This window comes from Hymenobacter sp., assembly GCF_036388155.1.
In the GTDB taxonomy this organism is placed as follows: domain Bacteria; phylum Bacteroidota; class Bacteroidia; order Cytophagales; family Hymenobacteraceae; genus Hymenobacter.
Window position 1 is genome coordinate 74,775 of the sequence record NZ_DASVSI010000060.1, and the last position, 24,905, is coordinate 99,679.

Here is a 24,905-nt window from a genome sequence, read left to right on the forward strand (position 1 = left end):
ATACCCTCATACCCTAAAGCGCCTCCCAGGTCAGTGGCGTGCCGGGTTTTAGGTCTTTGGTGGCCTTGCGGCCCAGCACTACGTCCCAATGCCGGGGCCACAGGCCGTCGCCGGGGCGGATGATTTTCAAGTTGTCGGTCGTGAATTCCTCGCCCGCGGCAATGGGCCGGGCCACGTAGATGCTCCGCTTGTAGAGGCGGCTTTTTTCCTCGCCCGTTTGGATGCAGAGTTGGACGGTGCCCAAGGCCTGGTGGGCGCGCTCGGTTTCTTCCACCAAGCTTTTGAACTCGTGGGGCTCGAGGGAAAAGGCGGAATCCACGCCGCCTTCGGCCCGGCTCAGGGTGAAGTGTTTTTCGATGACGCAGGCGCCCAGGGCAATGGCTGCCACGCTGGCGCCCACGCCCATGGTGTGGTCGCTCAGGCCAACGGGGCAGCCGAACGTTTCGGCCAGCACTGGAATGGTGCGCAGGTTGGTGTTGGCCGGCGAGGCGGGGTAGGTGCTGGTGCACTTGAGCAGCACCAGCTCGCGGCAGCCGGCTTCGCCCAGCACCCGCACGGCGTCGTCTATTTCGGCCAGCGTGGCGGCGCCGGTGCTCACAATCACGGGCTTGCCGGTGGCAGCTACCTTGCGCAGCAGCGGCCAGTGGGCGTTTTCAAAGGAAGCAATTTTGTAAGCGGGCACGTCCAGGGTTTCCAGGAAGTCCACGGCCGTCTCGTCAAATGGCGAGCTGAAAGCCAGCATGCCGTGCTGCCGGGCGCGCGCAAACAGCTCGGCGTGCCATTCCCAGGGCGTGTGCGCCTCCTGGTACAGCTGGTACAGGTTTTTGCCTTCCCACAAGGACTGGCCTTCCTCGTCGATGGCAAAGCCGGTGTCCATGGTGATGGTATCGGCGGTATAGGTTTGCAGCTTGAGGGCGTCCACCCCGGCGGCGGCGGCGGCATCCACCAAGGCCAGGGCCCGTTCCAGGCTCTGGTTGTGGTTGCCCGACATTTCGGCGATGATAAACGGCTTGTGCGCGGGGCCAACCGGACGGCCTCCAATGTTGATTTCAGTCATATTCAGGTAAAGCCAATCAGGCCCGCAAAGGTAGGGCCTCGCGCAGGCAAGGTGCCTTACCCACCGAACTGCGGTTGGAGGGGGCTGCCTTTTATCCAAAGCCGGCCATACCCGCTGAAAGAGGTTAAGTATTCCATTTCCGGATTACGAAATTCATTCAATAACGCGGTTTCCTGAACTATGAATGGTGAACGGGATTCTTAAACTCGCTTTAGAGAGTTGAAGATATTTGGCCGCTGTTGCTGAGGATTGGTCAGTTTGTGTAGCAAAACCAGGGTAACGACGAACCCGCGCTCATTCGCCTTGCTTCGAAACGTTCACAAATATTTCGACCAATCGGGCCTCCAGGTTTTGTTCCACCTCCCATCCATTGTCCCACGAACTCGTTTCGAAGCACCACCCGTCACTGCCTTCGACCATTAGCGCATCGTCCCATTCTTGCACGACTGTCCCCATGCGTCGCTGCACTTCGACCAAGGGCATGCCCAAGCACACACCCGAAGGCAAGGTGCCAGTATAGCCGGCAAACACGCCGATTTGGTCCACTATTCCATCGCGGGCCCACACCGACACGGCGCCAAACCGGTACACGGTGAGCGTAGGCAACGTTTCAACCACGGGGGCGGGAGCCTGGAGCAGCACTTCCGCCACGAGCTGTCCCAGGCGGATGCCCGCGGCCGAATGGCCCGGCAGTATCGGGGCGTTTAAGTCGAGCATACGGTTGGTATCAAGCGTAGAGCGTAGGTGTCCACGAAAACGGTCCGACGATAAACGAGGGAATAGTAGGCGTAGCGGATTTCACTGTCAGCTTAGGCCCGGTTCCGCTGGCCGGCGTCGTCGCCGTAGTGCTCTACCCACTGGGCCAGTTCGGCCAGGGTGCGGTGCAGGTAGCTCTGGTCGCTGGCAATTTCGAACTGGAGCCGGTTGGATTCTTCTTTAAACTCCCAGTACTCCCCGGTTAGGCGAACGTGCCCGTTGGCCTCGTAAGCGAGGGTGAAGCATAGGTTTTCTTCGCTGGAGGCGAAGCGGGCCAGGCCGCTCAGCTGGGCGTGGGCCGTGCGCAGTTGCTGGTAGAACGCGTGCACTTCGCCCGTGGAGAGCCATACCACCGCGTCGACCGCAAAGCCGTGGCTGCGCAAACGCAGCCGGCTACGGGTATCGTAGCCGCCGAAGGGACTGGTCTGGTGCGGAAAGCCGTAGACTTCCACCGTCTCCACGGTCAGCGAGCCCGTGGAGCCCGCCAAGGTAAATGAATGCATGAAGGGGCTAAAAGCTGGGCCCTAAAGTTAAAGCGGCATCTGACCGTTCACGTTAATGGTGATTTAAACTTACACCTCAACCATAAACTTTATGTAGTCGGGTTCTGCGTCTGCTTGGATAGCAAGCCCAGCAACTCTTCCGTCACCTCATCAAGTGAGTGAACGCGACAATGTGCCTCGTGCGCAGCATCGGCCTCCAGGTGGGCATAGTTGCCTCGCAGGATGCGGACGGTTTGAAAACCAAGCGGCTTGATGCCCACGAAGTCCTTGCGTACGTTGTCGCCCACGTAGGTAATCTGGCTGGGGAGCACGCCCTCGCGCCGGCAAATGAGGTCGAACACGTGCGGGGCGGGCTTGGCGCGGTGGCGGCCGTAGCGGTTGGTGAGGTAGGCGTGGCGCACGCGGCCCGCCAGGTGCAGCGCCGCCACTTTGCGGGCCTGCACTTCCTTGTGGCCGTCAGTCACGATGTAGAGCGGCCACGCGGCAAACCGAGTCAGGCAGCGCTCGGCGTCGGGGTACAAGGCCAGCTCGGGCCGGTGTTGGCGGTAGGTGCGCAGGCAAGCTGCCACGAGTGTCTTGCTCCAGCGGGCGTGTTGGCGCAACACGTTATCAAACACTTGGCCGCGGCCTTGCGTGGCTTCTTCGGCTATCATGCCGGCCGCCAGCGTTTCGGCGGGCACCCCCAGCAGCGGACTCAGAAAGGCCGCCACTGCCCGAAAGCCGCTGTGCACATAGCTGAGCTCGGGGTAGAGCGTGTCGTCCAAGTCAAAAACCAGGATGGGCATTGGGAGAACGGTGTAGAGACGCAAGTCTTTGCGTTTAATGTGTGAACGATGATGCTTGAACAACACCCAAACGGCGCGCCCAAGGAGACGCAAAATATTGCGTCTCTACCCTGTTCACTGGCTGTTTTTTACAGCACTGACGACATCGGAGGCGGCGCGCACTTGGCGCAAGGGTACGGTTGCGGGTTGGAAGGGAAATTGCCGCAAATCGGCGCCGCCGGCTTCCTGCAAAAACCAGAAAAACGAATCGACGCCTGCCGCAATGCCCAGCGTGGAGGCGCCCCCAAAGCGGCAGTTGCATTCGATGAGGTGCAGGCCGCCATCGGGCGACAGGATGGCTTGCAGCACTAGGGGGCCGTACAGGCCCAGCTTCTCGATGATGGGCACCAAACGCGCCGCCAGGGCCGCATCCGGCAGGGTGGTGGTCACTTGCGACTCGCCGCGAATCACCAGGTCGCGGGTGCGTGCCATCACGCCCCGTGCTATGCCAGCCCGGTCGACGTAGGCATCCACGCTGATTTCCTGGCCGGCAATGAAGGGTTGAAAAATGGGTTCTTGCAACGCGAAGGCGTGGGCCACGGCGGCGGCATAGGGCAGGTTGAGGCCCAGGCTAAGCGAGCCGGCACCGTGGCGCTCCTTCACCACAAAAGCCGCGTTGGTGGGCAACGGGCGCTCATCGGTGGCCAGCGCGTCGATGCTTAGACTGGTGGGGATGACCGGCAGCCCCGCCCCTTGGCAAAAGCGCGCAAATTCCAGCTTGTCGAGGCAGCGGTTTACGGCTTCGGGCGAGCTCACCAGCACGGTGATGCCCGCTGCCGCCAGGGCCGTGCGGTGCCGGCTCCAGAAAGCCAGCTCGCCGTCGCGGGTGGGGATGATGTGCGCGATGCCCAACTCGCGGCAGTGGCCGATGATGCCCGGCAGGTGGTCGTCGGTGGTGGGGGGCATGGCCCAGCTTTCGTGGGTAAAATGAAAGCCTATGGCCGTGGGGTTGAGGTCGCCCCCAATGACTTTAATGCTGGGATGCACGCGCTGAGCCGCTTGTTTTACGGCTTCGGCCAGCGGCACCTTGGCTGCCAGGCTGCTGATGAGCACGTGGCCCGGTGCCTTGGCTTCGACCGGAGAGGCGCTGCCGGCGCGGGCTCGCTCAAAGGCAATAATCTCGGGAATGGCGACTTCCAGCGTGGTGGTGGGCAGCCAATCAATCTGGCTAGCCCACCGGGTCATGTCCGCCTGCGAAGCTTCGAAGGGGATGTTTGAAGCCACGTACTTGGCTTGCATGCCAGGGAAGTTTTGCCGAAGCACCTCCACCACGTCGGACACGCGGCGGGCGCGGCCAGTGCCCAGATTGATGATGCCCGTCACGGTTTCGGCCGCGGCGAGGCGCAGCAAGCCCTCGGCCGTATCGGCGGCGTAGAGGTAGTCGAAGTAGGACTCGGCGCCGTACACTGTGATTTCCTCGCCGGCCAGCAGCATGCGCACCCAGCGCGAGGTGATGTCGCGCCCGTTGCGGCCGTAGCCCCGATAGATGCGCGGAATGGCGGTGCTGAACTGTTCGGCCCGGAAAGTTTGCAGGAAGCGCAGCTCGATTTCGTGGGCCAGTTTGGCCATGCCCGTCAGGTTGCGGGGGAGGATGGGGTCGTCTTCGCGCAGGCTGCGGGGCTGGGCCGGCACCTCGGCAAAGTTGTAAAGCTCGGGGTCGTAGATGAGGTAGCTGGAGGCGAACACCACGCGCCGCAACGACGGCAGGTCCTTCTGCACCGTCATCAGGTGGTGACTGAGGCGCACGTTGTGCTGGAAGTTTTCCTCCCAAAACCCGTACGTTTCCGTGGACCGCTCGAAGGTGGCCGCCAGGTGAATAAACACGTCGGGCGCGAAGGCCCCGATTTCCTGTTCGGTCAGCTGATTGAGGTCACCTTGGCGGTACTGGAAACGGGCCGGAAAGTCGGCCGGTCGCGGCTTCACGTCCCCAACTAACACCTGAAGGTCGGCATCCAAACCGGCTAGGCGGCGCACCATTTCCTGGCCAATCACACCGGCCCCGCCGCTGATGAAGATTCGTTTAAAGGGCAGTTCCAAAGGCTGTGGCATAGTCGGCGGCCAGTTGGCCGTGCATCAGTGAGTCGGCAAAGGTATCCGGAGCCAAGCGCACGTGCTGCCGCAAGCGGCCTTCCAGTTGAAATCCGGCCTCCTCCAAAATGGCGACGTGGGCCGGGCGAATGTCGTAGGTTTCGGTGAACAAGCGGTTGAATTTCAAGCCATCGAAAGCCACCTGACCTAACAGCCGCAGGTGGGCCAGAAAATCTTGCCGGTAAGTGGGGGCGTTGGCCGCGCGGCTGGGGTCAACCAAAAAGGATACTTCGGCGCGGCCGTCCGGCCAGGAAATGTGGACTAGGCCGCCGTAGGCTATCAACTCATTCTGGTAAAGCAGCGAAAACAACAATTGCCCCGGCTTTTCCTGCTCAAAAAGAGGCAGCACTACCCGCTGAAAATAAGCATCTTGCGCGGCTTCGGTCAGCGGCTCGGCTTGGCGCAGCACCTCTAGCTGCGCGTTACGCCAGGCCCGAATAGGCTCCCGGTCTTCGTAGCGAATGGGGATGAGTTGGTAGTCGTGCCAGCGGTAATCGGCAGGCGGCAGGGGACGGTAAGTTTTCAACTTGAAAGAGGTCAAAAAAGAAAAAGAACGTCATGCTGAGCGCCGCGAAGCATCTCGCGTGCCACCACTAACCCTGACGAGTGGATTACTTGCGGCGGGCGAGATGCTTCGCTGCGCTCTGCATGACGGTTCGCCAAAGCCGTACCTTTTACACCACCAAGTACGAAATCAGCGGATTGAGCGGGCTGCGACGGAGGGCGTAGTTGGCCACGCCGAAAACCTCGTCAAAGGCCAGCGTTTCGCCCGGAAACTCGGGGCAATTGAGTTCGTCGAAGGCCACCACAGCGCCTTTGGTCAGGCGCGGGCGGATGGCTTCGAGGCAGGCCTTGGTGGGGGCGTAAATGTCGAAGTCGAAGTAGGCAAAAGCGATGACGGTTTCGGGGTGGTCGCGCAGATAGCGGGGTACCGTTTCGGAGGCGTCGCCAGCTACCAGCTCAAACTTGCGCTTGTGCGGAATGGGGCTGTCGGCCTCGTGCAGGGCCAGGATTTGGGTGAGGTATTCCTGGTACTCGGGCGTCACGCCGTAGTCGCCGGCTTTCACCCGGTCGCCGTCCTTGGCATCTACCGACGGGAAGCCGCCGAAGGTGTCGAAACCAATGATTTTGCGGTTGTAGTTAAACGGCTCGTAGATGCCGCGCAGCGCGTGCATCAAGGCCAGGTTTTGGCCCCAGCGCACGCCAAACTCCATGGCCACGCCGTGCACCGGGATGATTTGCTGGTAGAGTTCGGTGAAGAAGAGCAGGCGCGAAAACGTCTGTCGGTTGAGGTACAAACCCAAGTTGTTGAGCAGCTCGGTGTTGGGAATGGGAGACTCGCGCAGGGTTTGGGCGAAGTTTTCGCGGCGGGCCTGCTCGGGCGCCGAGGCGCCGCTGAGCACGGAAATGGGGGAGGACATGAGGATGGTTGTCAGTGGTTGGTTGTCAGTTGTTAGGATTCTGTCGTCAATTTTATCAGGAGAACCTAACAACTGACAACGAGCAACTGACAACTAAGCTGGCTGCAAAAATGCAACAATGCTACGGCCTAAGCCCACGCCGGCCAAGGCTTCGTAGTAGGTTGCCACGGCCGGCAGCGAGGCCGTGCGCAACAGAAAATTGTCTTGTTCAAGCCGGGCCCGGTGGGCCTCACGACCCAGCGAACGGTCCATGACGTAGTTCGTCAAGGGATTGAGTAAGTTCAGGTCAATAGGTTGGTCGCCAATGATTTTACTAACGCGCCAACCCGTGGCCAGAGCTAGGTTGCGCAGGCCAGCTTGGTTGAAATAGGAGAGGTGGTCGGGCAGCACAACCCAGAAGGGCCGGTCAATTTTGCCCGTGTCCAGCAGGTGCTGCTGCAAGGCGGAAAAATCATTTGGCACGTCTACCACGAGTACCCCACCCGGGGCTACCAAAGCCCGGCACTGACGCAAAAGGTCCGCGGGTTCGAGCACGTGTTCGAGCACATTATCCAGCCACAGCACGTCGAAGGTGCGGCCTTCGTCGGCCAGCTTCTGCACCTCCTCATACAGGTCGCCAGTCCGGAGCCGGTCGCGCAGGCTGGGTTGAAATTTCTCCAAGCTGAAGCTGCTGAAGTCGACGCCGAGCACCTGCCACCCCAGCCGCGCAAAGTAGGCCAGCGCCCAGCCCTCACCGCTGCCAATGTCCAAAAATGACTTCGGCCCCGCCGGCTCAGGTTCCGGCGATGTTGCGGCGATGTTGACTGAAGAAGGCAGGTTTTCCAGTACCCAGTGGCGCAGCCGCAGCTTGCCCTCGATGTGTTCCACCTCCTCGGGCGGGTAGCTGGGCAGGTAGGTCGTGAGGTTTTCCTGGTAGTAGCGTTGGGCGTAGTACTCACGCAATTCGTCCGGGGTCGGCTTTTGCTTGATTTCGTAAAAACCAAACTCGTTCAGACGCAGGGTATCGGGCACAGTCATGTGGTTTTCTGCTCGATGTGCGCGTTCAGGGCCATTATTTCGGGGTGCGCTTCCAGCAGGGCCAGCAGGTCGGCGGCGTTCAGGGTGTGGGCCTGGTGCTGCTCAATCAGGGCACGCAGCACCTCGTAGTCCTCAGCCGTGTCGAGCGTGATGCGGAAGCGGCTGAAGTCGCCGCCCGGCCACACTTCGTCGCGGTAAAGCACGCGGCCCGCCGTGGCCGGGTTGGCTTTGATGTAGGGGGTGACGTGCTCCCGCTCGTAGGGCAGCGTGGCGTTGGCGTGGGCCTCGGCCAGCAGTTCCATGGAGAAAATCTCGAAGTCCAACCCCCGCGGAAAAGTCCGGACAATGGCGTTGGAGCGGTAAACCAGCGGGTTGTTTTCTTCCAAATACCGTGTCACGGCCGCCCCAATCAGGTGGCCGTCCACCAATGGGCAGTCGCTGGTAACTCGCACCACGGCATCCAGGCCAAATTTTTTGGCCGTTTCGTAGTAGCGGGCCAGCACGTCGGCCTCGCTGCCGCGATGGTAAGGCAGCTGATGGGTTTCGGCGTAGGTGGCCAGCACGTCGTCGGCGGGTTCGGTGGTGGTGGCCAGGAACACGGGCAGGCCGCTTTGGCGCAGGCGCTCCACGTGGTAGTCGAGCAGGGGCCGGCCTGCGGCGGGCAGCAGCACCTTGCTCGGCAGCCGCGTGCTGCCCATCCGAACCTGCGAAATGATGCCGGCGCGCTGCATTAGGCGGTGGTTTTTTCGAGCAGGTACACCACGTCCTGGTTGCCGCGCTCGGCGTCGTTGATGTAGGGGTAGAGCTTTTGCTTCACCAAGCGCAGCTCGGGGAAGTTGTTGAGGAAAACTTGTGCGAAATCGGTTTTCCAGAGAAACCCTTCGTTGCCTCGGTACTTAATGGGCGTGGTTTCGGGGGCGTAGTACTCGTAGCCCATGATGTAGCGGCCCGAGCAGCGCACCATTTCGCCCATGATGCGCGGGAGGTCGTCGGGGGCAATGTGGATGAGCACGCCGTTGGTGCACACGACGTCGAAGTAGTTGTCTTTGAATGGCAAATCGAAGCCGCTGCCTTGCAGAATGTTCACGCCGCGCACAAAATCGCGGGCTTTTTCCACGGCATACTGCTGCAGCTCCACGCCGTAGAGGTTGGTGAAACCAGCCGCCTGCAGGCCCACCAGCTGCATGCCGGTGTTGCAGCCCACCTCCAGAATGCGCGCGTCGCGGGGCAGGTCGCCAAGAAACTCCGCGTTCATTTCCAGCTTGGTGTGGCCGTAGAGGTCGCGGTAAAACTCGTTCCACTCATCCAGCGGGCGCGAATTACGGTCGGTGTATTCCCGGCCAAAATCGCCGGACCAGAAATCTTCTTGTTGGGTGTGCTGCAAGGGTTGGAAGTTATTTAAGAAGCGGAACGTCATGCAGCGCGCAGCGAAGCATCTCGCGTGGGGTAGTAATCATTTGCCATTGCGGGCGAAATGCTTCGCTGCGCGCTGCATGACGGGCTTATTTACTGTTCGTTTGTAGTTAAGAATTCTCTAATGCATGCCACCACGTAGTCCTGCTCCTCGTCGGTCAGGGTTGGGAAAAGCGGGATGCTGAGGCAGTGGGCGTAGTATTCTTCCACCAGCGGGAAATCGCCGGCGCGCCAGCCCAAGCCTTCGTAGTACGGCATGCGGTGCACGGGAATGTAGTGCACTTGCGTGAAAATTTGCTTGGTTTTCAGGAAATCATATAGCCCTTTGCGGTCGGCTACCTCAATGACGTAGAGGTGGTACGCATGGCCGGAGCAGCCGGGGGCCAGCACCTTGACGCCCGATACTTGAGCAAAGGCTGCGTCGTAGCGCCCCGCCAATTGGCGGCGGCGCGCCAGGCCTTCGTTGGCGCGGGCCAGCTGGCTGAGGCCGAGGGCGCAGTTGAAATCAGGGAGGCGGTAGTTGTAGCCCAGCTCCTGCATTTCCATGTACCAGCCGCCCTCCGATTCGCGGCGGAGGTCGGCCGGGTCGCGGGTAATGCCGTGGGTGCGCAGCCGCAGCAGGCGGTGAAACAGGCGCTCGCTGTTGGTGGTAATCATGCCGCCCTCGCCGGTGGCGATGTGCTTCACGGGGTGAAAGCTGAAGATGGCCAGGTCGGCGAAGTTGCCGTTGCCGCAACGCTGCTCCTGGCCTTGCGCGTCGATGAAAAAGCCGCCGGGCGCGTGGCAGGAATCCTCAATAATCCATAGGCCAAACTCGTCGGCCAGTTGGCGCGCCGCTTCCAAGTCCACGGCCAAGCCTGCAAAATCAACCGGAATCAGGCCCGTGAAATGGCCCTTGGGATGGGCTTCCAGCAGCGCGCGCACCTTGGCCAAATCAATGAGGCCGGTGCTTGGGTCAATGTCGGCAAAGTGGATTTCGCCGCCGCAGTAGCGCACGCAGTTGGCCGACGCCGAGAACGTAAGCGGCGTGGTGATAACCCGCTGGCCGGGCTGCACATCCAAGGCCAGCGCGCACAGGTGCAGGGCCGCGGTGCCGTTGCTCACGGCCACGGCGTAGCTGGCGCCCACGTAGGCGGCAAACTGCCGCTCGAACTCGGCCACGGTAGGGCCCTGGGTCAGGAAATCGGCTTGCAGGGCAGCTGTGACGGCGGCGATGTCGGCCTCGGTGATGTTCTGGCGGCCGTAGGGCAGGGGCCGGGTGGGCTGAAAATCGGTTTCAGGCATAGCGCGGCTGCTTAAGCTTGAAATTCGGCGTCCACGTGCAGCCGAATTTCGTCCCGAATCTGCTCGGCATTCAGCCACTCCTCGTTGTTGGCCGAGTCGTACTGGAAGCCCAGCGGCACGCGCTTGCCGTTGAAATTCGCAATGAACTTCTCCACGTCCCAGGTCGGCATCGAGGGCAGAATGACGTAGTACCGGTCCAGCTCCACGGTGCTCAGTGCGTCGGTTTCGGTTATCATGGCCTCGTGCAGCTTTTCGCCGGGGCGGATGCCCACGATGCGCTGCTCGCACTCCGGGCCGATGGCGCGGGCCACTTCCGTAATTTTATAGGAAGGAATTTTGGGCACGAAAATCTCGCCGCCCCAGGCGTGCTCCAGGGCGTAGAGCACCAGGTCCACGCCTTCTTCCAACGAGATGTTGAAGCGCGTCATGTCGGGGTGGGTGATGGGCAGCACGCCGGTGTGGCGCTGCTGCATGAAAAACGGCACCACCGAACCGCGCGAGCCAATTACGTTGCCGTAGCGCACCACCGAAAAGCGCAAGTCGCGTGCGCCCTTCATGTTGTTGGCGGCCACAAAGAGCTTGTCGGAGCACAGCTTGGTGGCGCCGTACAGGTTGATGGGCGCGGCGGCCTTGTCGGTGCTCAGGGCCACCACTTCTTTCACCCCGCAGTCGAGAGCGGCATTAATGACGTTTTCGGCCCCAAAGATGTTGGTTTTGATGCACTCCATCGGGTTGTACTCGGCGGCGGGCACTTGCTTGAGGGCGGCGGCGTGAATCACAATGTCGATGCCTTCGCAGGCGCGGTGCAGGCGCTCGCCGTCGCGCACGTCGCCAATGAAATAGCGAATGGCCGGGTACTTGGCGGGGCTGAACTCCTGGCTCATCTCGTACTGCTTCAGCTCGTCGCGCGAGAACACCACCAGGCGTTTCACCTGCGGGAATTTTTCGAAAACGGTGCGCACGAATTGCTTGCCGAACGAGCCGGTGCCCCCGGTGACGAGGATGGATTTGTGGTTGAGGTCGAGAGCCATGAAAAAGAAAATGCCAGAACGGGACTGCAAAAGTAGTTCAGGCGGGGTTAGGGCATCCCATGGTTTGTCATCCTGAGCGCAGCGAAGGACCTTCTCACTCCGGCGCAACTTAATTGCTGCCAATCGTTCTAACCTGATAAGGTCCTTCGCTGCGCTCAGGATGACAAACTGATGGCAACTGCTGTTCCTCACAAACGCCCATCGCTCCCGACCTTTGGCCCGCGGAGCACCTGCCGCGTTTCGAATGCTGTTCAACTCCCTCCACTTTCTGGTCTTTTTCCCGGTTGTTGTCGGGCTTTACTTTGGGTTGGCCCCGCGGTGGCGCGGGCCGCTGCTGCTGCTGGCCAGCTACTACTTCTACATGAGCTGGCGGGCCGAATACGCCCTGCTCTTGCTGGCCACCACCTTGCTCGACTACTACAGCGGCTACCGCATGAGCCAGCTGCCCACCAAGCGCGAGCGGAAACCCTACCTCTACCTCAGCCTGGCCAGCAACCTGGGCACGCTGTTCGTTTTCAAGTACTTCAACTTTTTCCGCGACGCCGTGGGGCAGTTGGCGGAGGCACTGCACCTGCCCACCGGCGCCGGGCCCGTGATGGGGCTGTTGCTGCCGGTGGGCGTGTCGTTCTACACGTTTCAGTCGGTGGGGTATATCATCGACGTGTACCAGGGCCGGCTGGAGGGCGAGCGCAACTTCGGCCGTTTTGCCTTGTTTGTGGCGTTTTTTCCGCAGCTGGTGGCCGGACCCATCGAGCGCGGCGGGCACATGCTGCCGCAGTTTCGCCGCACGCACGCCTTCGATTATGCGCGCGTGGTGAGCGGCTTGCGCCTCATGGCCTGGGGTTTATTCAAAAAAGTGGTAGTGGCCGACCGGCTGGCTCTGCTGGTGAACCCGGTATTCAACAACCCCCGCCAGCACCATGAAGGCCCCATTTTGCTGCTGGCTACGCTGGCCTTTACCTTTCAGATTTACGGCGACTTTTCGGGCTACACCGACATGGCCCGCGGTGCCGCCCGGGTGCTGGGATTCGACTTCAACCTGAATTTTCGCCAACCGTATTTGTCGGCTTCAGTGCCCGAGTTCTGGCGGCGCTGGCACATCTCGCTCTCCAGCTGGTTCCGCGACTACGTGTATATCCCGCTGGGCGGCAGCCGGGTAGCGCCGGCCCGGGCCTACGCCAACCTGCTGGCTGTGTTCCTCATCAGCGGCCTGTGGCACGGGGCCAACTGGACGTTTCTGGTGTGGGGCGGCCTGCACGGCGTGTACCTCGTGCTCAGCACCTGGGCCCGACCCCTGCGCGAGCGGCTGGCCCAAGCTACCGGCTTGGCCCGGCGGCCGGCCCTGCGCCGCGCCGTGGGCGTGGCGGTTACGTTCGGGCTCGTGGCCTACGCCTGGATATTCTTCCGGGCCAACACGCTGGCCGATGCCCTCTACATCAGCCAGCACCTGGCAAGCGGGTGGAGCAGCCTGAGCACTCGTCGGGTGGGTGCGTTGCTGCTCGACTTCTCCCAGCACTACCGGCCCGAATTAGCCGTGGCCTTTTTTAGTGTTTTTATCATGCTGATGGTAGAATACCTGGGCCGCAACCGCAGTCCGCAGGCCTGGGTGGCGGCCCAGCCGTTTGTGGTGCGGTGGGCCGGGTATGCTGGCCTAGTGCTGCTTATCCTGTACCTGGGCATTTTCAACAGCACCTCCTTCATCTACTTTCAATTTTGAAAAGGCCGGAAGCCATAGCCGTTAGGAAGTTGCTGGGGCGGTTGGCGCTGCTGCTGGTGGCGGCGTTGGTGGGGGCGTTGGCCTTGGGGCCGGTGGTGTTGCGGGGCCGTGTCGATGCTTTTTACGGCCGTTTCACCAGTCCGCAGGCCGGCTCGCTGATTCTGGGAACGTCGCGGGCGGCGCAAGGCATTCGGCCATCGGTGCTGAACCAGCGGTTAGCTGGGCAATACGCGGGCCCGCTGCTCAACTACGCTTTCACCCTCACGCATTCGCCCTACGGGCCGGCGTATTTGCGCAGCATTCAGCGCAAGCTGCGGCCAGAGGTGCTCAATGGCCTGTTCGTCGTGGCCGTCGACCCGTGGTCGTTGTCGCTGAACGGTCCGGAAGGAGTGTACCCCGAAGACAACTCCTTCATCGGCCAGCTCGACCAAGTAAGCCAGAATCCCAACTTACCCTACCTCGCGCGCTACCAAACCAAGCCGCTCTACCGGCTACTGCTCGACTTTGCCACCGCGACCGAGCGCCTGCACCCCGACGGCTGGCTGGAAGTCAACATCGGCACCGACAGTGCGCAGGTGCGGGCCCGCACCGCCCGCAAGCTGCAGGACTACCGCCGGCTGGCCGCAGCCCAGCACCCATCGGCGGGCCGCCTCGCGGCCTTGCGCCAAACCGTGCAGCTATTGAGACTGCACGGCAAGGTGTGCCTGGTGCGCATGCCCGTTGGGGCCGCGCTGCTGCAACTAGAGCAAGTCTACCAGCCGGGCTTCGACCAACAAATGCGTCAGCTCGCCGGAGCCATGGCCGTGCCTTACCTGGATTACAGCACCGCGCCTTACGTGACTACCGACGGCAACCACCTGCAAAAAGATGCCAGCGCCACATTCAGCGCGCAATTATCTATCGATTTAAACCGCGTTCTGTACAAAAATTAATTGCTGGAGGAATAAATAAAAAGGGCCCCTTGCTCAAGCAAAGGGCCCTTTTTTAATAAGTGAAGAGGTTGAATATCTCTTTATTCCACTGTCACGCGTTTCACAACCGGCGTCGTTCCGAGCTGCATGCGCAGGGAATAAACGCCTTTGGCAAGGTGGGAAACCTCAACAATCGTGGCCGCGCCGTTTGGGGCCAGGGAAATATCGGCTCCAACTTGTTGGCCCAAGCTATTGAAAAGTCGTGCCTGCACGGCCGTGCTCGTGGCCTGCCGGGGGAGCGTTACCGAGAATTGCCCGCGGGCCGGGTTCGGGTAAAGCGCCACCTCTGCTGCCAACTGGGCCGAGGCCGAAGCCAGCGGGCCACTTGCCGGCCCAAAGCGCAGCTCAAAGCGGTTGGTTTGGGCCTGCGCGGCTTCCGTCGCCGTCACGGAAAAAGCGTAGCTGCCTTGCTGACTCAAATTCACCAGCTGGCCGGTTTTTGCGTCGAACAGGTACGCAGTCAAGGTTGCGGGCAGGTTCAGGAGTTGCTCGGCCCGCACCGTGTAGTTGCCCGCTGAGGGCACGCCCACGCTCAGTCCAACGGCCGTGGCAGAAGTGAATTGGGCCAGTCCGCTGATGGCCAGCCACTCGCCGGTGCCGGCCGCCGCACCAAAGTTGAGCCCGCTGGGGTTGGCCATTTTCGTAGCGTCAAAGCTCGAGTCGAACCCGTTGGTAGCGCCGTTCTCCGCGTACACAAACAGGTTGTCGCTCGGGCCCGTCTTGCCTTGCAGGGCAAGCTGCACCAGGGGCCGAGTCTCCCCGCCACGGCGGAAAGGCACCTGGCTGGCGTAGCTGGTCACGCGCTGGGCGTTGCGGAAGGTGAGGCCGCCCGACGTTTGGCCCGCCGCCACCCGCACAAAAAAGCCCTGGCTGGAGCCGATGAGCGGGTTGCCGCTGCCCACGCCGTTCACATAGGCGCGGTAGGTGCCGCTGTACTGCCCGCTGCTCTCAAACACGTACATGGAAGCATCTAGGTTCGGGCGGTCAGCGGCCGCCACCAGGGTCCAATTGAGGGGCGAAGGGTAGGGGTTGCCCACCAGGGCCCACCCACTCTCGGCCGCCGTCGCGCCAGTTGTGCGCGCCAGCGGCACCGTTACGTCCCCAGCATTGAGCGCCCCCGCAAAGTCAACTTTTGCCGAGCCGCCGATATTCACGGTGTAGCCCCGGCCCACGGCCATGGCGTCGCCGGTACTGCTGGGCGACACCCACCCTTTGTCGAACGCGCTGAGGTTGTTGCTGGTGGTGGCCAACCGGCTCTGGTCGTAGCCATAAACGGTCGGGAACGGCGTGATTTGGTTCGGCGTGGCCGAGCCGTTGTAGACGGAGTTCACCACCGGCGCGAAGCCGGCCGTAGCTAGGTCGGCTACGGTGGTGCTGGCCACGGGAGCGCTATAGTGGCGGTAGCCCAGGCCAGAATTGACGGGGTCGATGTAGCGCTGCACCACCGCCGTATTGCCCTGCACCACCCCGGTGCTGCTGTTCACCACCAAGGCCGTGCCCGTGGCGCTGGAAGGCAGCGTCAGTGGGAAGTTATTGAGCACGAGGTTGCCGGCTGCGCCAATCGTGAGTGCCTGCATCACGGTTTCGACGGCGGTCAGCGTCACGGCGTTGGCGTTGGTGGTCGTCAGATTGCGCACCTGGCTGGGCAGGGCGCCGCCCGTTACTTGGGCCACGGTGCCGTTGTAGATGTAGCTCGCGTCGTTGCTGAAAGTCCGGGTGCCCAGCAGGCGAACGGAGCCTGTGGGGCCAGTGGCTTCAATGCCGGCAGGGTCACAAATACCCAACGTTCCTCCGGCTGCAAGCACGAAATTGCCTGGGCCCGTGAGCGGCTGGCAGGCGGTCAGCAAGGTGCCGCCGTCTTGCACGGTGAGAGTGCCAGCCACGGTGAGGGAGCCCGTTAGCGTAGCAACACCCGCGCCACCGGTAGCCGGGCCAGTTACGGTCACGTTGCCGTAGTTACCGCTTACGTTCTGCGGTGTGCTTACTACCAAATCGGGCAGGGCCGTGAGCTGATTCAGGCGTACGCTAACACCAGCGCTGGCAAAATTGGCCGCCAGAAAATCCAGGTCGCCGTCGTTGTCAACATCGGCCGTCGCAATGCCATTTGGATTGGTACCCGTGAGCACCGTGCTGCTGTTGCCAAATACTCCGGCTCCGTTATTTAAACGCACGGTCAGGTTATTCGAGTCAAAGTTTACCACCGACATATCTAAGTCACCGTCGCCGTCGAGGTCGGCCGCCGAAATACTGCTGGGGCCATCGCCTGTCGTGTATTCTGCTCCACCAAGGAACGTGCCGCTGCCGTTGTTGAAGCGCACGCTGGCGTTGTCGCTGCCATAGTTGGCGCTCATCAAATCCAGGTCGCCGTCGCCGTCAAGGTCACCCAGCGACACCCAGCGCGGCCGACTGGCCAACACCGGGTCCGAGCCGCCGCCGAAATTGCCGTTGCCGTCATTCAGACGCACGCTAACGGTGCTGCTGCCCCCGCCCCAATTGGCGGTTAATAGGTCAAAATCACCATCTCCGTCGACGTCGCCCGTTTGTACGTTAAAAGGAAGCGTGCCCACACTCACGGTCGAGCCGCCGCTGAAAATGCCATTGCCGTCATTCAGGCGCACCGTCACGGTATTATCAACGCCGTTCGTGGCTAAGAAATCCTGGTCGCCGTCTCCATCAACGTCCGCCGTGGTAATGCTTTGGGGCTGAACGCCCACCGTGTATTCCGCGCCGCCGCTGAACAGTCCGCTGCCGTTGTTGAAGCGCACGCTGACGGAATTGGCGTTGTAGTTGGCAGTGAGAAAATCCAGGTCGCCGTCGCTGTCGATGTCGGCCGTCACCACGCTTCGGGGCTGGCTGCCCACGCCCGGGTTCGTGCCGCCACTAAAAACGCCGCTGCCGTTGTTCATCCGCACGCTCACCGAAGCCCCACCGAACGTGGGGGTAAGCAAGTCCAGGTCGCCATCATTATCGACATCAGCCACTGTCACGTTGTAGGGGTTGCTACCCACGCTGGGGTCCGAGCCACCGCTGAAGGTGCCATAGCCTCCCGTGGCTGCTGCCGTAAATTGGAACGTGCGCGGCAAGGCCAGGACACCGCTGCTGCTTTGGGCTGCCCTAGTCACGCTCACCTTTACCACTTCGCCCGGGCGAAAATCAGCCGATGGAGAAAACGTCAGGGCGTCGTTATTCACTGTAACGGTCCCGCTGGTGCCAGACCGCATTCCACCGCGCTGGCTGCTGAAAATCCGGAGCGCCGCCATAGAGCCGGCGGTCAGGTTATGGCTGAACCGAACCGTAACAGGACTGGTGCGAACGACGGCACTTTGATTAGGTGCCGGCGCAACCGAGCTGACGGTAGGTTGGGCGCTAGCTGAAAAGGCCAGCAGGCCCACGACTGGAGCCGCAAGAGCGAGCCTAGCAGTGTAGAGTTTTTTGGTCATAAAGTAGAATGAGACGTTGAAAATCGGAACAAGGTAAGGTGCTGGTTTGGAAGCTTTCGCTACAGTTCCGCCGCAATGCGCGCCAGTTCCCCCGCCAGCCCGCGGCGGGAGTAGCGGGAGTGGCTCACGGCCGGCAAATCGAGGTTGGGATTGAGGCGCCACTGGGCTATCAGCGCCTCCAGGGTTTCGCGCATCAGCCCCGCATCTTGGTAGGGCAGGGCCTGGCCGGCGCTGCACTCCTGCAGCAGGTTGTCGGCGTCGGAGCCGGCGGGACCCACGCACAGAATGGGCTTATTGGCCGCCAAGTACTCGAACACTTTGCCGGGCAGAATGCCGAAGTTGCGCGGCACGTCCGGAATGGCCATGAGCAAGGCCGAAGCGTTGAGTAGGTAGTCCACCGATTGGTCGTGTGGCACGAAGGGGATGTACTCCGTGATGGGCAGCAGCCCGGCCCGTGCTATCTGCTGGCGCAATTCCTTCGACACTTGCCCCACGAAGCGCAGCCGCAGCGGCACCTCGGGATGCGCAGCCGCGCAAGCGGCGAGGGTTTCCAGCAGCCGCTCGATGCGGTAAAGCTCCGTGATGGTGCCCGTGTGGGTGATGCGCAGGCAGTCGGTGGGCGGCTGGGACGGCTTCTGAAAGTCCGACTCGTCGTAGCCGTTCGGCAGCACGTGGAACTTGGCCGAAGGCTGACCGGGCAGTTTGGCCAGAAATAGGCGCTTGGTTTCGGGCGAGGTCACCAGCACGGCATCGGCCTGGGTGAGCACTTGGCGCTCGTACCGCGTGTCGAGCCAGGTGGCCATCGGCGTGTGGTGCAGGTCTTTGTAGTAGTAAATGTCCGTCCACGGGTCGCGCAGGTCGGCCAACCAGCGCAGGCCGTGGCGCTTTTGCAATTCCAGCCCGATGAGTTGGGTGGAGTGGGGCGGCGACGAGGTAAGCACGGCGTCGAACGTCTCGCCCGCGGCCAGCAGCTTCTCCACGGCGGCCAGGGCGTGGCGGTTCCAGCCGCGGCGTGGGTCGGGAATGAACAGGTTGCCGCGCACAAAGCGCAGGGCCTTTTGCATCAGACCGGGCTGGCCTTCGTTGGCGAAGCCGCCATACGGCACGGCTCGCCCCGTCAGCTTCTTATAGCTCTCAAAGGGCTCCGAGGTTTTGGTTCGGATGACGCGCACTTCGGGCGGCACTTCGGCCAGCAGGCTCTCGTCGAGCACCGGGTAGGTGGCGTGGGCGGGGTCCACGGTAATTACCGTGGGCTCCACGCTAAAGTGCCCCAGGTGCTTCACAAATTTCAGGCAGCGCTGCACGCCGGCTCCGCCCGAAGGCGGCCAATAATAGGTGATGACGAGCAGGCGCAGCGGGCGGGAGGGGGGCACGGAAACCGGAAACAGAAAGCGGGCCGCGAAGGTACGCCGTTTGCCGGTTTTCGGGCTTTTATGGGTAGTTTTACGTTTTAATCATTCTTCCATCCTCTGTTCGCCATGGCCGATAGCAATTCCGAAATTCTTGCGCTGCTCGCCGAATCGATGCGCGCTGCCGACCGGGACCGCGAAGAAAACATGCGCCGTTTCGAGCGCCTGACCGAGGTGATGGTGGACGGCTTTGGCCGGCTGGAAGGAAAAATAGGCGAAACCAACGTCCGCCTCGACCACCTCACCGGCCGCGTGGACCACCTTACTGAACGCGTGGACCACCTCACCGTTGAAGTGGCCTCCCTGAAAGTCGAGGTGACCGAAATGAAGAATGACATGCACGAGGTCAAAACTGATATCCGCGAAATCAAGGTGCAAGCTCAGGAAACCAACCGCCGCTTGGCCAACACCTTCGACCACGTGGGCCAACTCACCGAAGCCACTCAGGCGTCGGAGCTGCGCCTCGCCCGGGTGGAACAGGCCTACCAGCCCACCAACGCCGAACTCGACGCCCGCCTGCGGGCCGTGGAAGCGCAGTTGCGCAACGCCTCCTAACCCCGCCGTTGGGACCCCAAATAATCCGTTTGAATCTGTTAAAATCCGTTAAATCTGCGGTCAATGTTCGATAATCTCCAAACCAAGCTCGACCGGGCCATTAAGACCCTAAAGGGCCAGGGCAGCATCTCGGAAATCAACGTCGCGGCCACCATCAAGGAAATCCGCCGCGCGCTGGTCGATGCTGACGTTAACTACAAGGTCGCCAAAGACGTAACCGACAAAATCAAGGACGCCGCCATGGGCCGCGACGTGCTCACGGCCGTGTCGCCGGGCCAGCTCATGGTCAAAATCGTCTACGACGAGCTGACCGAATTGATGGGCGGCGAAAAGAAAGACATCACCATCAAAGGCGACCCGGCCGTGATTCTGCTTTCGGGCCTCCAAGGCTCGGGCAAAACCACATTTGCCGGCAAGCTGGCCAGCTACGTGAAGAAGCAGGGCCGCAACACCCTGCTGGTGGCCTGCGACGTGTACCGCCCCGCCGCCATCGACCAGCTGAAAGTACTGGGCGAGCAAATCGGCGTGGAAGTGTACGCGGAAGTCGAGAACAAGAACCCCGTTGAAATCTCGCGCAACGCCATCGACTACGCCCGCAAAACCGGCAAGAAGGTGGTCATCATTGACACCGCCGGCCGCTTGGCCGTGGACGAGCAGATGATGCGCGAGATTGAGGCCGTGAAGGCGGCCATCAACCCGAGCGAGACGCTGTTCGTGGTGGACTCCATGACCGGCCAGGACGCCGTGAACACTGCCAAAACCTTCAACGACCGCCTGAATTTCGACGGCGTGGTGCTCACCAAGCTCGACGGCGACTCGCGCGGCGGCGCGGCTCTCAGCATCCGGGCCGTGGTGGAGAAGCCCATCAAGTTCATCTCGACCGGCGAGAAGATGGACGCGCTCGACCTGTTCTACCCCGACCGCATGGCCCAGCGCATCCTGGGCATGGGCGACGTGATTTCGCTGGTGGAGCGCGCGCAGCAGCAGTTCGACGAGGACGAAGCCAAGCGCATCAACGCAAAAATCCGCAAAAACCAGTTCAACTTCGACGACTTCCTCTCGCAGCTGGAGCAAATCAAGAAGATGGGCAACATCAAGGACTTGATGGGCATGATTCCAGGCATGAGCAAGGCCATGAAAGACGTCGAAATCGATGACGATGCTTTCAAACCCGTCGAGGCCATCATCAAGAGCATGACCAAGCAGGAGCGGGCCAACCCCGACCTGATAAACGGCTCACGCAAGAAGCGCCTGGCCAAAGGCTCGGGCACCGACATTCAGCAAGTAAACGCGCTGATGAAGCAGTTCGAAGACATGCGCAAAATGATGCGCACCATGAACAAAATGAGCCAAACCAAGGGCGGCCTGGCGCAAATGCAGAAGATGATGGGCGGCATGAAAGGCGGCCCGGGCGGCATGATGCGCTAGGTTTTTTGCTCCGCCAACGTTTGCGGAAAGTAGTAGACTTATTTAAAGAAATATAGTGAGTTAACCGGCTTGATATGAAGCACTAAAAGAAATAATTATTCTTCGCGGAATTTTTTGGTGCAATTGTTGTTGCTCCTATCGTGAAAGAATAGTTTTTTAAGGTGTTTTGGTATGGAAAAGGACGCCCCCTTGGGACGTCCTTTTTTTATTGCCCGTTGGCGAGCGGAGCCGGAAGTATTGAAGCTGTTTTAGCAAGTTGGCACCGCCCGGTCCGACGCCCTAGGCGTCCGACCGGTTGCCGCACACACGATACTGCGACGGCCGTGTACCGACACTCAGTCGGACGCCTAGGACGCCGGACCGGCAAGTGACACACTTCCTAAACCGCTTCATTGGGCGGACTGGCGCTGCGCAACCCCGCTGCGGCTGTTGTGACTTTCTATGGGTAATATTACCCTAAACAACAACCACATGGCGGCGCTTTGGAAACGGCATCGACTGTTTCAACTGCTGCCATTAGCCCCACTGTTATGAAAAAACAGCTTCTTGGTTTTCTGCTGTGTGCACCCTGGCTGGCCCAGGCCCAGGCACCCGCCCCGTTCGTGTTGAAGGGCAAGTTGGGGAAAGCCGTTCCTTCGGGGAAAGTGTATTTGTGGCGTCCCAACGTCGGTTTCACCGATTCCGCCGTCGTGACCAACGGTCGTTTCGAGCTGAAGGGCACCGTGGCTTCCCCGGTTCAGGCGCGGCTGTCGCTCCTGCAGAAAGGTGCCTTCATGCGCGTGCGCACCGGGCAAGCCGACAACTCGAAGTTTTACCTGGAAAAAGGGACCATCACCTTCACCAGTCCCGATTCGCTGGCCCACGCCAGCATTGCCGGCCCCAAACTCACCACCGAGTTCGAGAAGCTGCAAACCTTGCTGAAGCCCAGCAACGAAAAAATGAAGGCGCTGATGGCCGACTACCGCGCCGCCACGCCCGAGCAACGCAAGGCGCCGGAGTTTATGAAGAGCATGGAAACGCGCGACGAGGCCATTTCCAAGGAGCAGAACCTGGTGTATGAGGCCTTTATCAAAGCCAACACCGGCTCCATGGTCAGCCTGGACGCGGTGAAGGCGGTGGGCGGGTCGGTGCCCAACTATGCCGAGATTGCGCCCTTGTTTGCGTCCCTGGCACCAGCGGTGAAAGACAGTCCGGAGGGCAAAAAGTACGGGGCCAAGTTGGAGGCACTGAAGGCCGTGGCCATCGGGGCGGTGGCGCCCGACTTCACCATGAACACGCCTGACGGCAAGGCCGTGGCCCTGAGTAGCTACCGCGGCAAGTACGTGCTGGTCGATTTCTGGGCCAGTTGGTGCGGCCCCTGCCGCCAGGAAAACCCCAACGTGACCAAGGTGTACAACGAGTACAAAACGCGCAACTTCGACATCCTGGGCGTGTCGCTCGACACGGAAAAGGCCCGCGACAAATGGCTCAAAGCCATTCAGGACGACCAATTGGCCTGGACGCAGGTTTCGGACCTCAAGGGCTGGCAGAACGCGGCGGCCACCAGCTACAGCGTGCAGGCCATTCCGCAGAACTTTCTGGTGGACCCCAGCGGCAAGATTGTCGCCACCAACCTGCGCGGCGATGCCCTAAAAACGACGTTGGCCCAGTTCATCAAGTAAGCTCCTGAGCGCTCCTGCTGTGCCACAAAACGGCCCCGACTCACCGTCGGGGCCGTTTTTGATTTAATCCTCGCCAGTAAGCGTTGGGTGAATGCAACCGAACTATTTGCCAGGCTGATTGTCTGCGAAAGCGAGCTTTCCTTTTGGGAGCAATTTTTGGGGTTTCGGTTGTAAGGGAGAGCAAGGCTGTGCGTCTGACTGGGCACACCGCCGGGCTAGGGCAGGGGCGTACCTTGCGGCACTTCCGTGTTATCGTTTTTACTATGAAGCAGCTCATCGAAAAGCATTCGCTCGCCATCCGCTGGTTTCACTGGGTGAACTTTCCCGTGCTCAGCCTCATGATTTGGAGCGGGCTGTGGATATACTGGGCCAACGACGTGTACCGCCTGGGCTGGGGCGATACCACGTTGTTTAAGTTCTTTCCGCAGTCGTTTTACGAGGCGTTCGACGTCGACCACAAGCTGGCCAAAGGCATGGCCTGGCACTTCGTGCTGATGTGGGTCTTCTTCCTGAATGGCCTGCTGTACGTGCTCTACACCATCTTCTCGGGCGAATGGCGCTACTTATTGCCCAACCGACACTCCTTCAAGGAAGCCGTCCAGGTCACGCTGCACGACCTGGGGCTGCGCAAAGAGCCGCTGCCGGTGCGCAAGTTCAACGGGGCCCAGCAGATTGCCTATACCTCCGTGATACTGATGGGGTTGGGCTCAGTCCTCACGGGGCTGGCCATTTACAAGCCCGTGCAGTTTGGCTGGCTCACCACCTTGCTGGGCGGCTACGAGTTTGCCCGCGTCTTGCATTTCGCCCTCACCATCGGCTACGTGCTGTTTTTCCTGGTGCACATCGCCCAAGTGGTGCGCGCCGGCTGGAACAACTTCCGCGCCATGGTGGCCGGCTTCGAGATTGAAGAAGTCGACCCCGCCACCCGCGAAATCAAGGCCGGCCCCACGACCCTGTCCGCCGCCGATGCCACCCTTTCCAGCAAATAACTGTTGCTTGCCGTATGAATGACGAAACTCCCGCGCAGGTTCCGGGCGACCAGGCCCGCCCGCCGCTCGTTCCGGAAGCCGAGGTATTGGCCGAGGCGCGTCGGCGTTCGCGCCGCTCGTTTATTGGGTTGGGGCTGGCCGGATTGGCGGGCTTGGGCGGCTGGGGCTGGCTGCTCTCGCGCCCCAACGACGCGGGCATTCCGCAGCCCCTGCGCAAAGTGCTCGACGCCAACAGCCGCCTGACCAGCGCCTATTACAAGCAAACGCGCTTGGCGCCGGAGTTCCCCCGGAGCCGCGCCCGCATGCCCCGCAAAAACGGCAAAGCAGGCCTCAAAACCGCCCTCGACCCGGCCGCGTGGCGCTTGCAGGTGAAGGACTTTGCCACCGGCCGCACCCAAGAATTTTCGCTGGCCGACATTCAAGCCTTGCCCCGCGTAGAAATGACCACCGAGCTGAAGTGCATCGAGGGCTGGAGCACCGTGGTGAACTGGACGGGCGCACGTTTCTCCGATTTCCTGGCGCGCTACCCGCTGGCCGCGCGCACCGGCCAACCGGCCGACCCCCAAAACCCGGCCGCCAACCTAGCGCCTTACGTCGACATCCGCACGCCCGACGAAGAATACTTCGTGGGCCTCGACATGCCCAGCGCCTTGCACCCGCAGACCTTGCTGTGCTACGAAATGAACGGCCAACCCCTCACCGACGGCCACGGGGCACCGCTGCGCTTGGTAACGCCCCTCAAATACGGCATCAAGCACATCAAGCGCATTGGCAGCATCGCCTTCGCCGACACCCGCCCGAAGGATTATTGGGCCGAACTGGGCTACGATTGGGACGCCGGCCACTAATGCCACTACCAAAAAGCCCAGGGCGGCCGGCTCTCTATTGAACCGGCCGCCCTGGGCTTTTTGGTAGCGTTGTGATTTTAGTGCACCACGCGCACTTTGTAGTGCTCGGGAGCTTGGTCGGTGGCCGGCACCAGCCAGGCCCCAACGCGGCTGGGCCCGTAGCCCAGGTTCACTTTCACCCATTCGTTGCGGGTGGGCAGCAGTTCAATTATTTCAGCTTCCAACCGGGCTAATTCCTGCTTGAGGCTTTGGGGGTTTTGGGTGCGCTCGTTGTCGTTCTGGCCAACGCGTTGCGCCGAGGAGCCCTGCTTTTGGGCTTCGGTGGCGCGGTGCAGGGCTTTTTCGGTTTCGAGAAAGGCTTTGGCTTTTTCTTCCAGGGGAATGAGGGCGGGGGCCAGGTAGTCGAGGTTGGATGCCATGGGGAGCAGCTGGGAATAAGAATGAGGGTGGCGCGCGGAACGCGGGTTGCAGAACGCGCTTGGGAGCGAAAAGA

Annotated in this window: 22 protein-coding genes; 7 read left to right on the forward strand and 15 right to left on the reverse strand. The window is 61.3% G+C overall.

What is annotated here, in order from left to right; genetic code table 11:
• Positions 1–13 precede the first annotated feature (13 nt).
• The 12 genes from pseI to pseB all read right to left on the reverse strand — a co-directional run bounded on the left by pseI (position 14) and on the right by pseB (position 11,394).
• Positions 14–1,057, reverse strand: a complete 1,044-nt coding sequence (pseI, locus tag VF629_RS08555) for a pseudaminic acid synthase (protein WP_331058051.1) — start codon at positions 1,055–1,057, stop codon at positions 14–16.
• A gap of 294 nt (positions 1,058–1,351) precedes the next feature.
• Positions 1,352–1,774, reverse strand: coding sequence for a hypothetical protein (locus tag VF629_RS08560; protein ID WP_331058052.1), 423 nt, complete (start codon positions 1,772–1,774; stop codon positions 1,352–1,354).
• A gap of 92 nt (positions 1,775–1,866) precedes the next feature.
• Positions 1,867–2,316: a WapI family immunity protein gene (locus tag VF629_RS08565; protein WP_331058053.1), complete on the reverse strand. Its 450-nt coding sequence runs from the start codon at positions 2,314–2,316 to the stop codon at positions 1,867–1,869.
• An 89-nt stretch (positions 2,317–2,405) separates the two neighbouring features.
• Positions 2,406–3,101 (reverse strand): HAD family hydrolase, encoded by a 696-nt coding sequence (locus VF629_RS08570; protein WP_331058054.1) that lies wholly within the window; start codon positions 3,099–3,101, stop codon positions 2,406–2,408.
• Positions 3,102–3,215: 114 nt separating this feature from the next.
• Positions 3,216–5,189, reverse strand: a complete 1,974-nt coding sequence (locus tag VF629_RS08575) for an NAD-dependent epimerase/dehydratase family protein (protein ID WP_331058055.1) — start codon at positions 5,187–5,189, stop codon at positions 3,216–3,218.
• The gene (locus VF629_RS08580) at positions 5,161–5,754 is read right to left on the reverse strand and encodes a GNAT family N-acetyltransferase (protein WP_331058056.1); all 594 of its coding nucleotides are present in this window, start codon (positions 5,752–5,754) and stop codon (positions 5,161–5,163) included. Before VF629_RS08580 ends, VF629_RS08575 begins: the two co-directional genes overlap by 29 nt.
• Before the next feature lie 148 nt (positions 5,755–5,902).
• Positions 5,903–6,649 carry a class I SAM-dependent methyltransferase gene (locus tag VF629_RS08585; RefSeq protein ID WP_331058057.1) on the reverse strand — a complete coding sequence of 249 codons (747 nt, stop codon included), beginning with the start codon at positions 6,647–6,649 and terminating at the stop codon, positions 5,903–5,905.
• Between the two features lie 93 nt (positions 6,650–6,742).
• The gene (locus tag VF629_RS08590; RefSeq protein WP_331058058.1) at positions 6,743–7,666 is read right to left on the reverse strand and encodes a class I SAM-dependent methyltransferase; all 924 of its coding nucleotides are present in this window, start codon (positions 7,664–7,666) and stop codon (positions 6,743–6,745) included.
• Positions 7,663–8,397: a glycosyltransferase family protein gene (locus VF629_RS08595; protein WP_331058059.1), complete on the reverse strand. Its 735-nt coding sequence runs from the start codon at positions 8,395–8,397 to the stop codon at positions 7,663–7,665. Before VF629_RS08595 ends, VF629_RS08590 begins: the two co-directional genes overlap by 4 nt.
• The gene (locus VF629_RS08600) at positions 8,397–9,083 is read right to left on the reverse strand and encodes a pseudaminic acid biosynthesis-associated methylase (RefSeq protein ID WP_331058060.1); all 687 of its coding nucleotides are present in this window, start codon (positions 9,081–9,083) and stop codon (positions 8,397–8,399) included. The genes VF629_RS08595 and VF629_RS08600 overlap by 1 nt, the downstream gene beginning before the upstream one ends.
• 89 nt (positions 9,084–9,172) lie before the next feature.
• On the reverse strand, positions 9,173–10,363 hold the full coding sequence (pseC, locus tag VF629_RS08605) for a UDP-4-amino-4,6-dideoxy-N-acetyl-beta-L-altrosamine transaminase (protein ID WP_331058061.1): 1,191 nt from the start codon (positions 10,361–10,363) through the stop codon (positions 9,173–9,175).
• 11 nt (positions 10,364–10,374) lie between these two features.
• Positions 10,375–11,394: a UDP-N-acetylglucosamine 4,6-dehydratase (inverting) gene (gene pseB / locus VF629_RS08610; RefSeq protein ID WP_331058062.1), complete on the reverse strand. Its 1,020-nt coding sequence runs from the start codon at positions 11,392–11,394 to the stop codon at positions 10,375–10,377.
• A gap of 244 nt (positions 11,395–11,638) precedes the next feature.
• On the opposite strand from pseB, the gene VF629_RS08615 reads away from it, so the two are divergent.
• Together VF629_RS08615 and VF629_RS08620 are read left to right on the forward strand one after the other, a co-directional pair.
• Entirely contained in the window at positions 11,639–13,111 is a 1,473-nt protein-coding gene (locus VF629_RS08615) for an MBOAT family O-acyltransferase (protein ID WP_331058063.1), read from the forward strand.
• Complete coding sequence (locus VF629_RS08620) at positions 13,108–14,043, forward strand: hypothetical protein (protein WP_331058064.1); 936 nt, start codon at positions 13,108–13,110, stop codon at positions 14,041–14,043. The genes VF629_RS08615 and VF629_RS08620 overlap by 4 nt, the downstream gene beginning before the upstream one ends.
• A gap of 80 nt (positions 14,044–14,123) precedes the next feature.
• Here the strand turns inward: VF629_RS08620 and VF629_RS08625 are convergent, their stop codons facing one another.
• Both VF629_RS08625 and VF629_RS08630 read right to left on the reverse strand, forming a co-directional pair.
• Positions 14,124–17,522, reverse strand: coding sequence for an FG-GAP-like repeat-containing protein (locus VF629_RS08625; protein WP_331058065.1), 3,399 nt, complete (start codon positions 17,520–17,522; stop codon positions 14,124–14,126).
• Between the two features lie 59 nt (positions 17,523–17,581).
• Complete coding sequence (locus tag VF629_RS08630) at positions 17,582–18,895, reverse strand: glycosyltransferase family 4 protein (protein ID WP_331058066.1); 1,314 nt, start codon at positions 18,893–18,895, stop codon at positions 17,582–17,584.
• Positions 18,896–19,000: 105 nt separating this feature from the next.
• Here VF629_RS08630 and VF629_RS08635 point away from each other — a divergent pair, with 105 nt between their 5' ends.
• The 5 genes from VF629_RS08635 to VF629_RS08655 all read left to right on the forward strand — a co-directional run bounded on the left by VF629_RS08635 (position 19,001) and on the right by VF629_RS08655 (position 24,412).
• Positions 19,001–19,486, forward strand: a complete 486-nt coding sequence (locus VF629_RS08635) for a hypothetical protein (protein ID WP_331058067.1) — start codon at positions 19,001–19,003, stop codon at positions 19,484–19,486.
• A 63-nt stretch (positions 19,487–19,549) separates the two neighbouring features.
• A complete protein-coding gene (gene ffh, locus VF629_RS08640) occupies positions 19,550–20,914 on the forward strand; it encodes a signal recognition particle protein (RefSeq protein WP_331058068.1) in 1,365 nt (454 codons plus the stop codon).
• Positions 20,915–21,444: 530 nt separating this feature from the next.
• Positions 21,445–22,575: a TlpA disulfide reductase family protein gene (locus VF629_RS08645; RefSeq protein WP_331058069.1), complete on the forward strand. Its 1,131-nt coding sequence runs from the start codon at positions 21,445–21,447 to the stop codon at positions 22,573–22,575.
• A 263-nt stretch (positions 22,576–22,838) separates the two neighbouring features.
• Positions 22,839–23,564 carry a cytochrome b/b6 domain-containing protein gene (locus tag VF629_RS08650; protein ID WP_331058070.1) on the forward strand — a complete coding sequence of 242 codons (726 nt, stop codon included), beginning with the start codon at positions 22,839–22,841 and terminating at the stop codon, positions 23,562–23,564.
• A 14-nt stretch (positions 23,565–23,578) separates the two neighbouring features.
• Complete coding sequence (locus VF629_RS08655) at positions 23,579–24,412, forward strand: molybdopterin-dependent oxidoreductase (RefSeq protein ID WP_331058071.1); 834 nt, start codon at positions 23,579–23,581, stop codon at positions 24,410–24,412.
• Positions 24,413–24,489: 77 nt separating this feature from the next.
• Here the strand turns inward: VF629_RS08655 and VF629_RS08660 are convergent, their stop codons facing one another.
• Positions 24,490–24,831 carry a hypothetical protein gene (locus tag VF629_RS08660; RefSeq protein WP_331058072.1) on the reverse strand — a complete coding sequence of 114 codons (342 nt, stop codon included), beginning with the start codon at positions 24,829–24,831 and terminating at the stop codon, positions 24,490–24,492.
• Between the last annotated feature and the right edge of the window lie 74 nt (positions 24,832–24,905).

Excerpts from the sequence above, each read along its gene's own strand:
- VF629_RS08655 (WP_331058071.1), top strand. The coding sequence starts at position 23,579 with ATGAATGACGAAACTCCCGCGCAGGTTCCGGGCGACCAGGCCCGCCCG.
- pseB (WP_331058062.1), bottom strand. The coding sequence starts at position 11,394 with ATGGCTCTCGACCTCAACCACAAATCCATCCTCGTCACCGGGGGCACC.
- VF629_RS08575 (WP_331058055.1), bottom strand. The coding sequence starts at position 5,189 with ATGCCACAGCCTTTGGAACTGCCCTTTAAACGAATCTTCATCAGCGGC.
- VF629_RS08600 (WP_331058060.1), bottom strand. The coding sequence starts at position 9,083 with ATGACGTTCCGCTTCTTAAATAACTTCCAACCCTTGCAGCACACCCAA.
- pseC (WP_331058061.1), bottom strand. The coding sequence starts at position 10,363 with ATGCCTGAAACCGATTTTCAGCCCACCCGGCCCCTGCCCTACGGCCGC.
- VF629_RS08625 (WP_331058065.1), bottom strand. The coding sequence starts at position 17,522 with ATGACCAAAAAACTCTACACTGCTAGGCTCGCTCTTGCGGCTCCAGTC.
- VF629_RS08635 (WP_331058067.1), top strand. The coding sequence starts at position 19,001 with ATGGCCGATAGCAATTCCGAAATTCTTGCGCTGCTCGCCGAATCGATG.
- VF629_RS08595 (WP_331058059.1), bottom strand. The coding sequence starts at position 8,397 with ATGCAGCGCGCCGGCATCATTTCGCAGGTTCGGATGGGCAGCACGCGG.
- VF629_RS08590 (WP_331058058.1), bottom strand. The coding sequence starts at position 7,666 with ATGACTGTGCCCGATACCCTGCGTCTGAACGAGTTTGGTTTTTACGAA.
- VF629_RS08585 (WP_331058057.1), bottom strand. The coding sequence starts at position 6,649 with ATGTCCTCCCCCATTTCCGTGCTCAGCGGCGCCTCGGCGCCCGAGCAG.
- VF629_RS08645 (WP_331058069.1), top strand. The coding sequence starts at position 21,445 with ATGAAAAAACAGCTTCTTGGTTTTCTGCTGTGTGCACCCTGGCTGGCC.
- VF629_RS08615 (WP_331058063.1), top strand. The coding sequence starts at position 11,639 with ATGCTGTTCAACTCCCTCCACTTTCTGGTCTTTTTCCCGGTTGTTGTC.
- VF629_RS08650 (WP_331058070.1), top strand. The coding sequence starts at position 22,839 with ATGAAGCAGCTCATCGAAAAGCATTCGCTCGCCATCCGCTGGTTTCAC.
- VF629_RS08560 (WP_331058052.1), bottom strand. The coding sequence starts at position 1,774 with ATGCTCGACTTAAACGCCCCGATACTGCCGGGCCATTCGGCCGCGGGC.
- VF629_RS08565 (WP_331058053.1), bottom strand. The coding sequence starts at position 2,316 with ATGCATTCATTTACCTTGGCGGGCTCCACGGGCTCGCTGACCGTGGAG.
- pseI (WP_331058051.1), bottom strand. The coding sequence starts at position 1,057 with ATGACTGAAATCAACATTGGAGGCCGTCCGGTTGGCCCCGCGCACAAG.
- VF629_RS08570 (WP_331058054.1), bottom strand. The coding sequence starts at position 3,101 with ATGCCCATCCTGGTTTTTGACTTGGACGACACGCTCTACCCCGAGCTC.
- ffh (WP_331058068.1), top strand. The coding sequence starts at position 19,550 with ATGTTCGATAATCTCCAAACCAAGCTCGACCGGGCCATTAAGACCCTA.
- VF629_RS08660 (WP_331058072.1), bottom strand. The coding sequence starts at position 24,831 with ATGGCATCCAACCTCGACTACCTGGCCCCCGCCCTCATTCCCCTGGAA.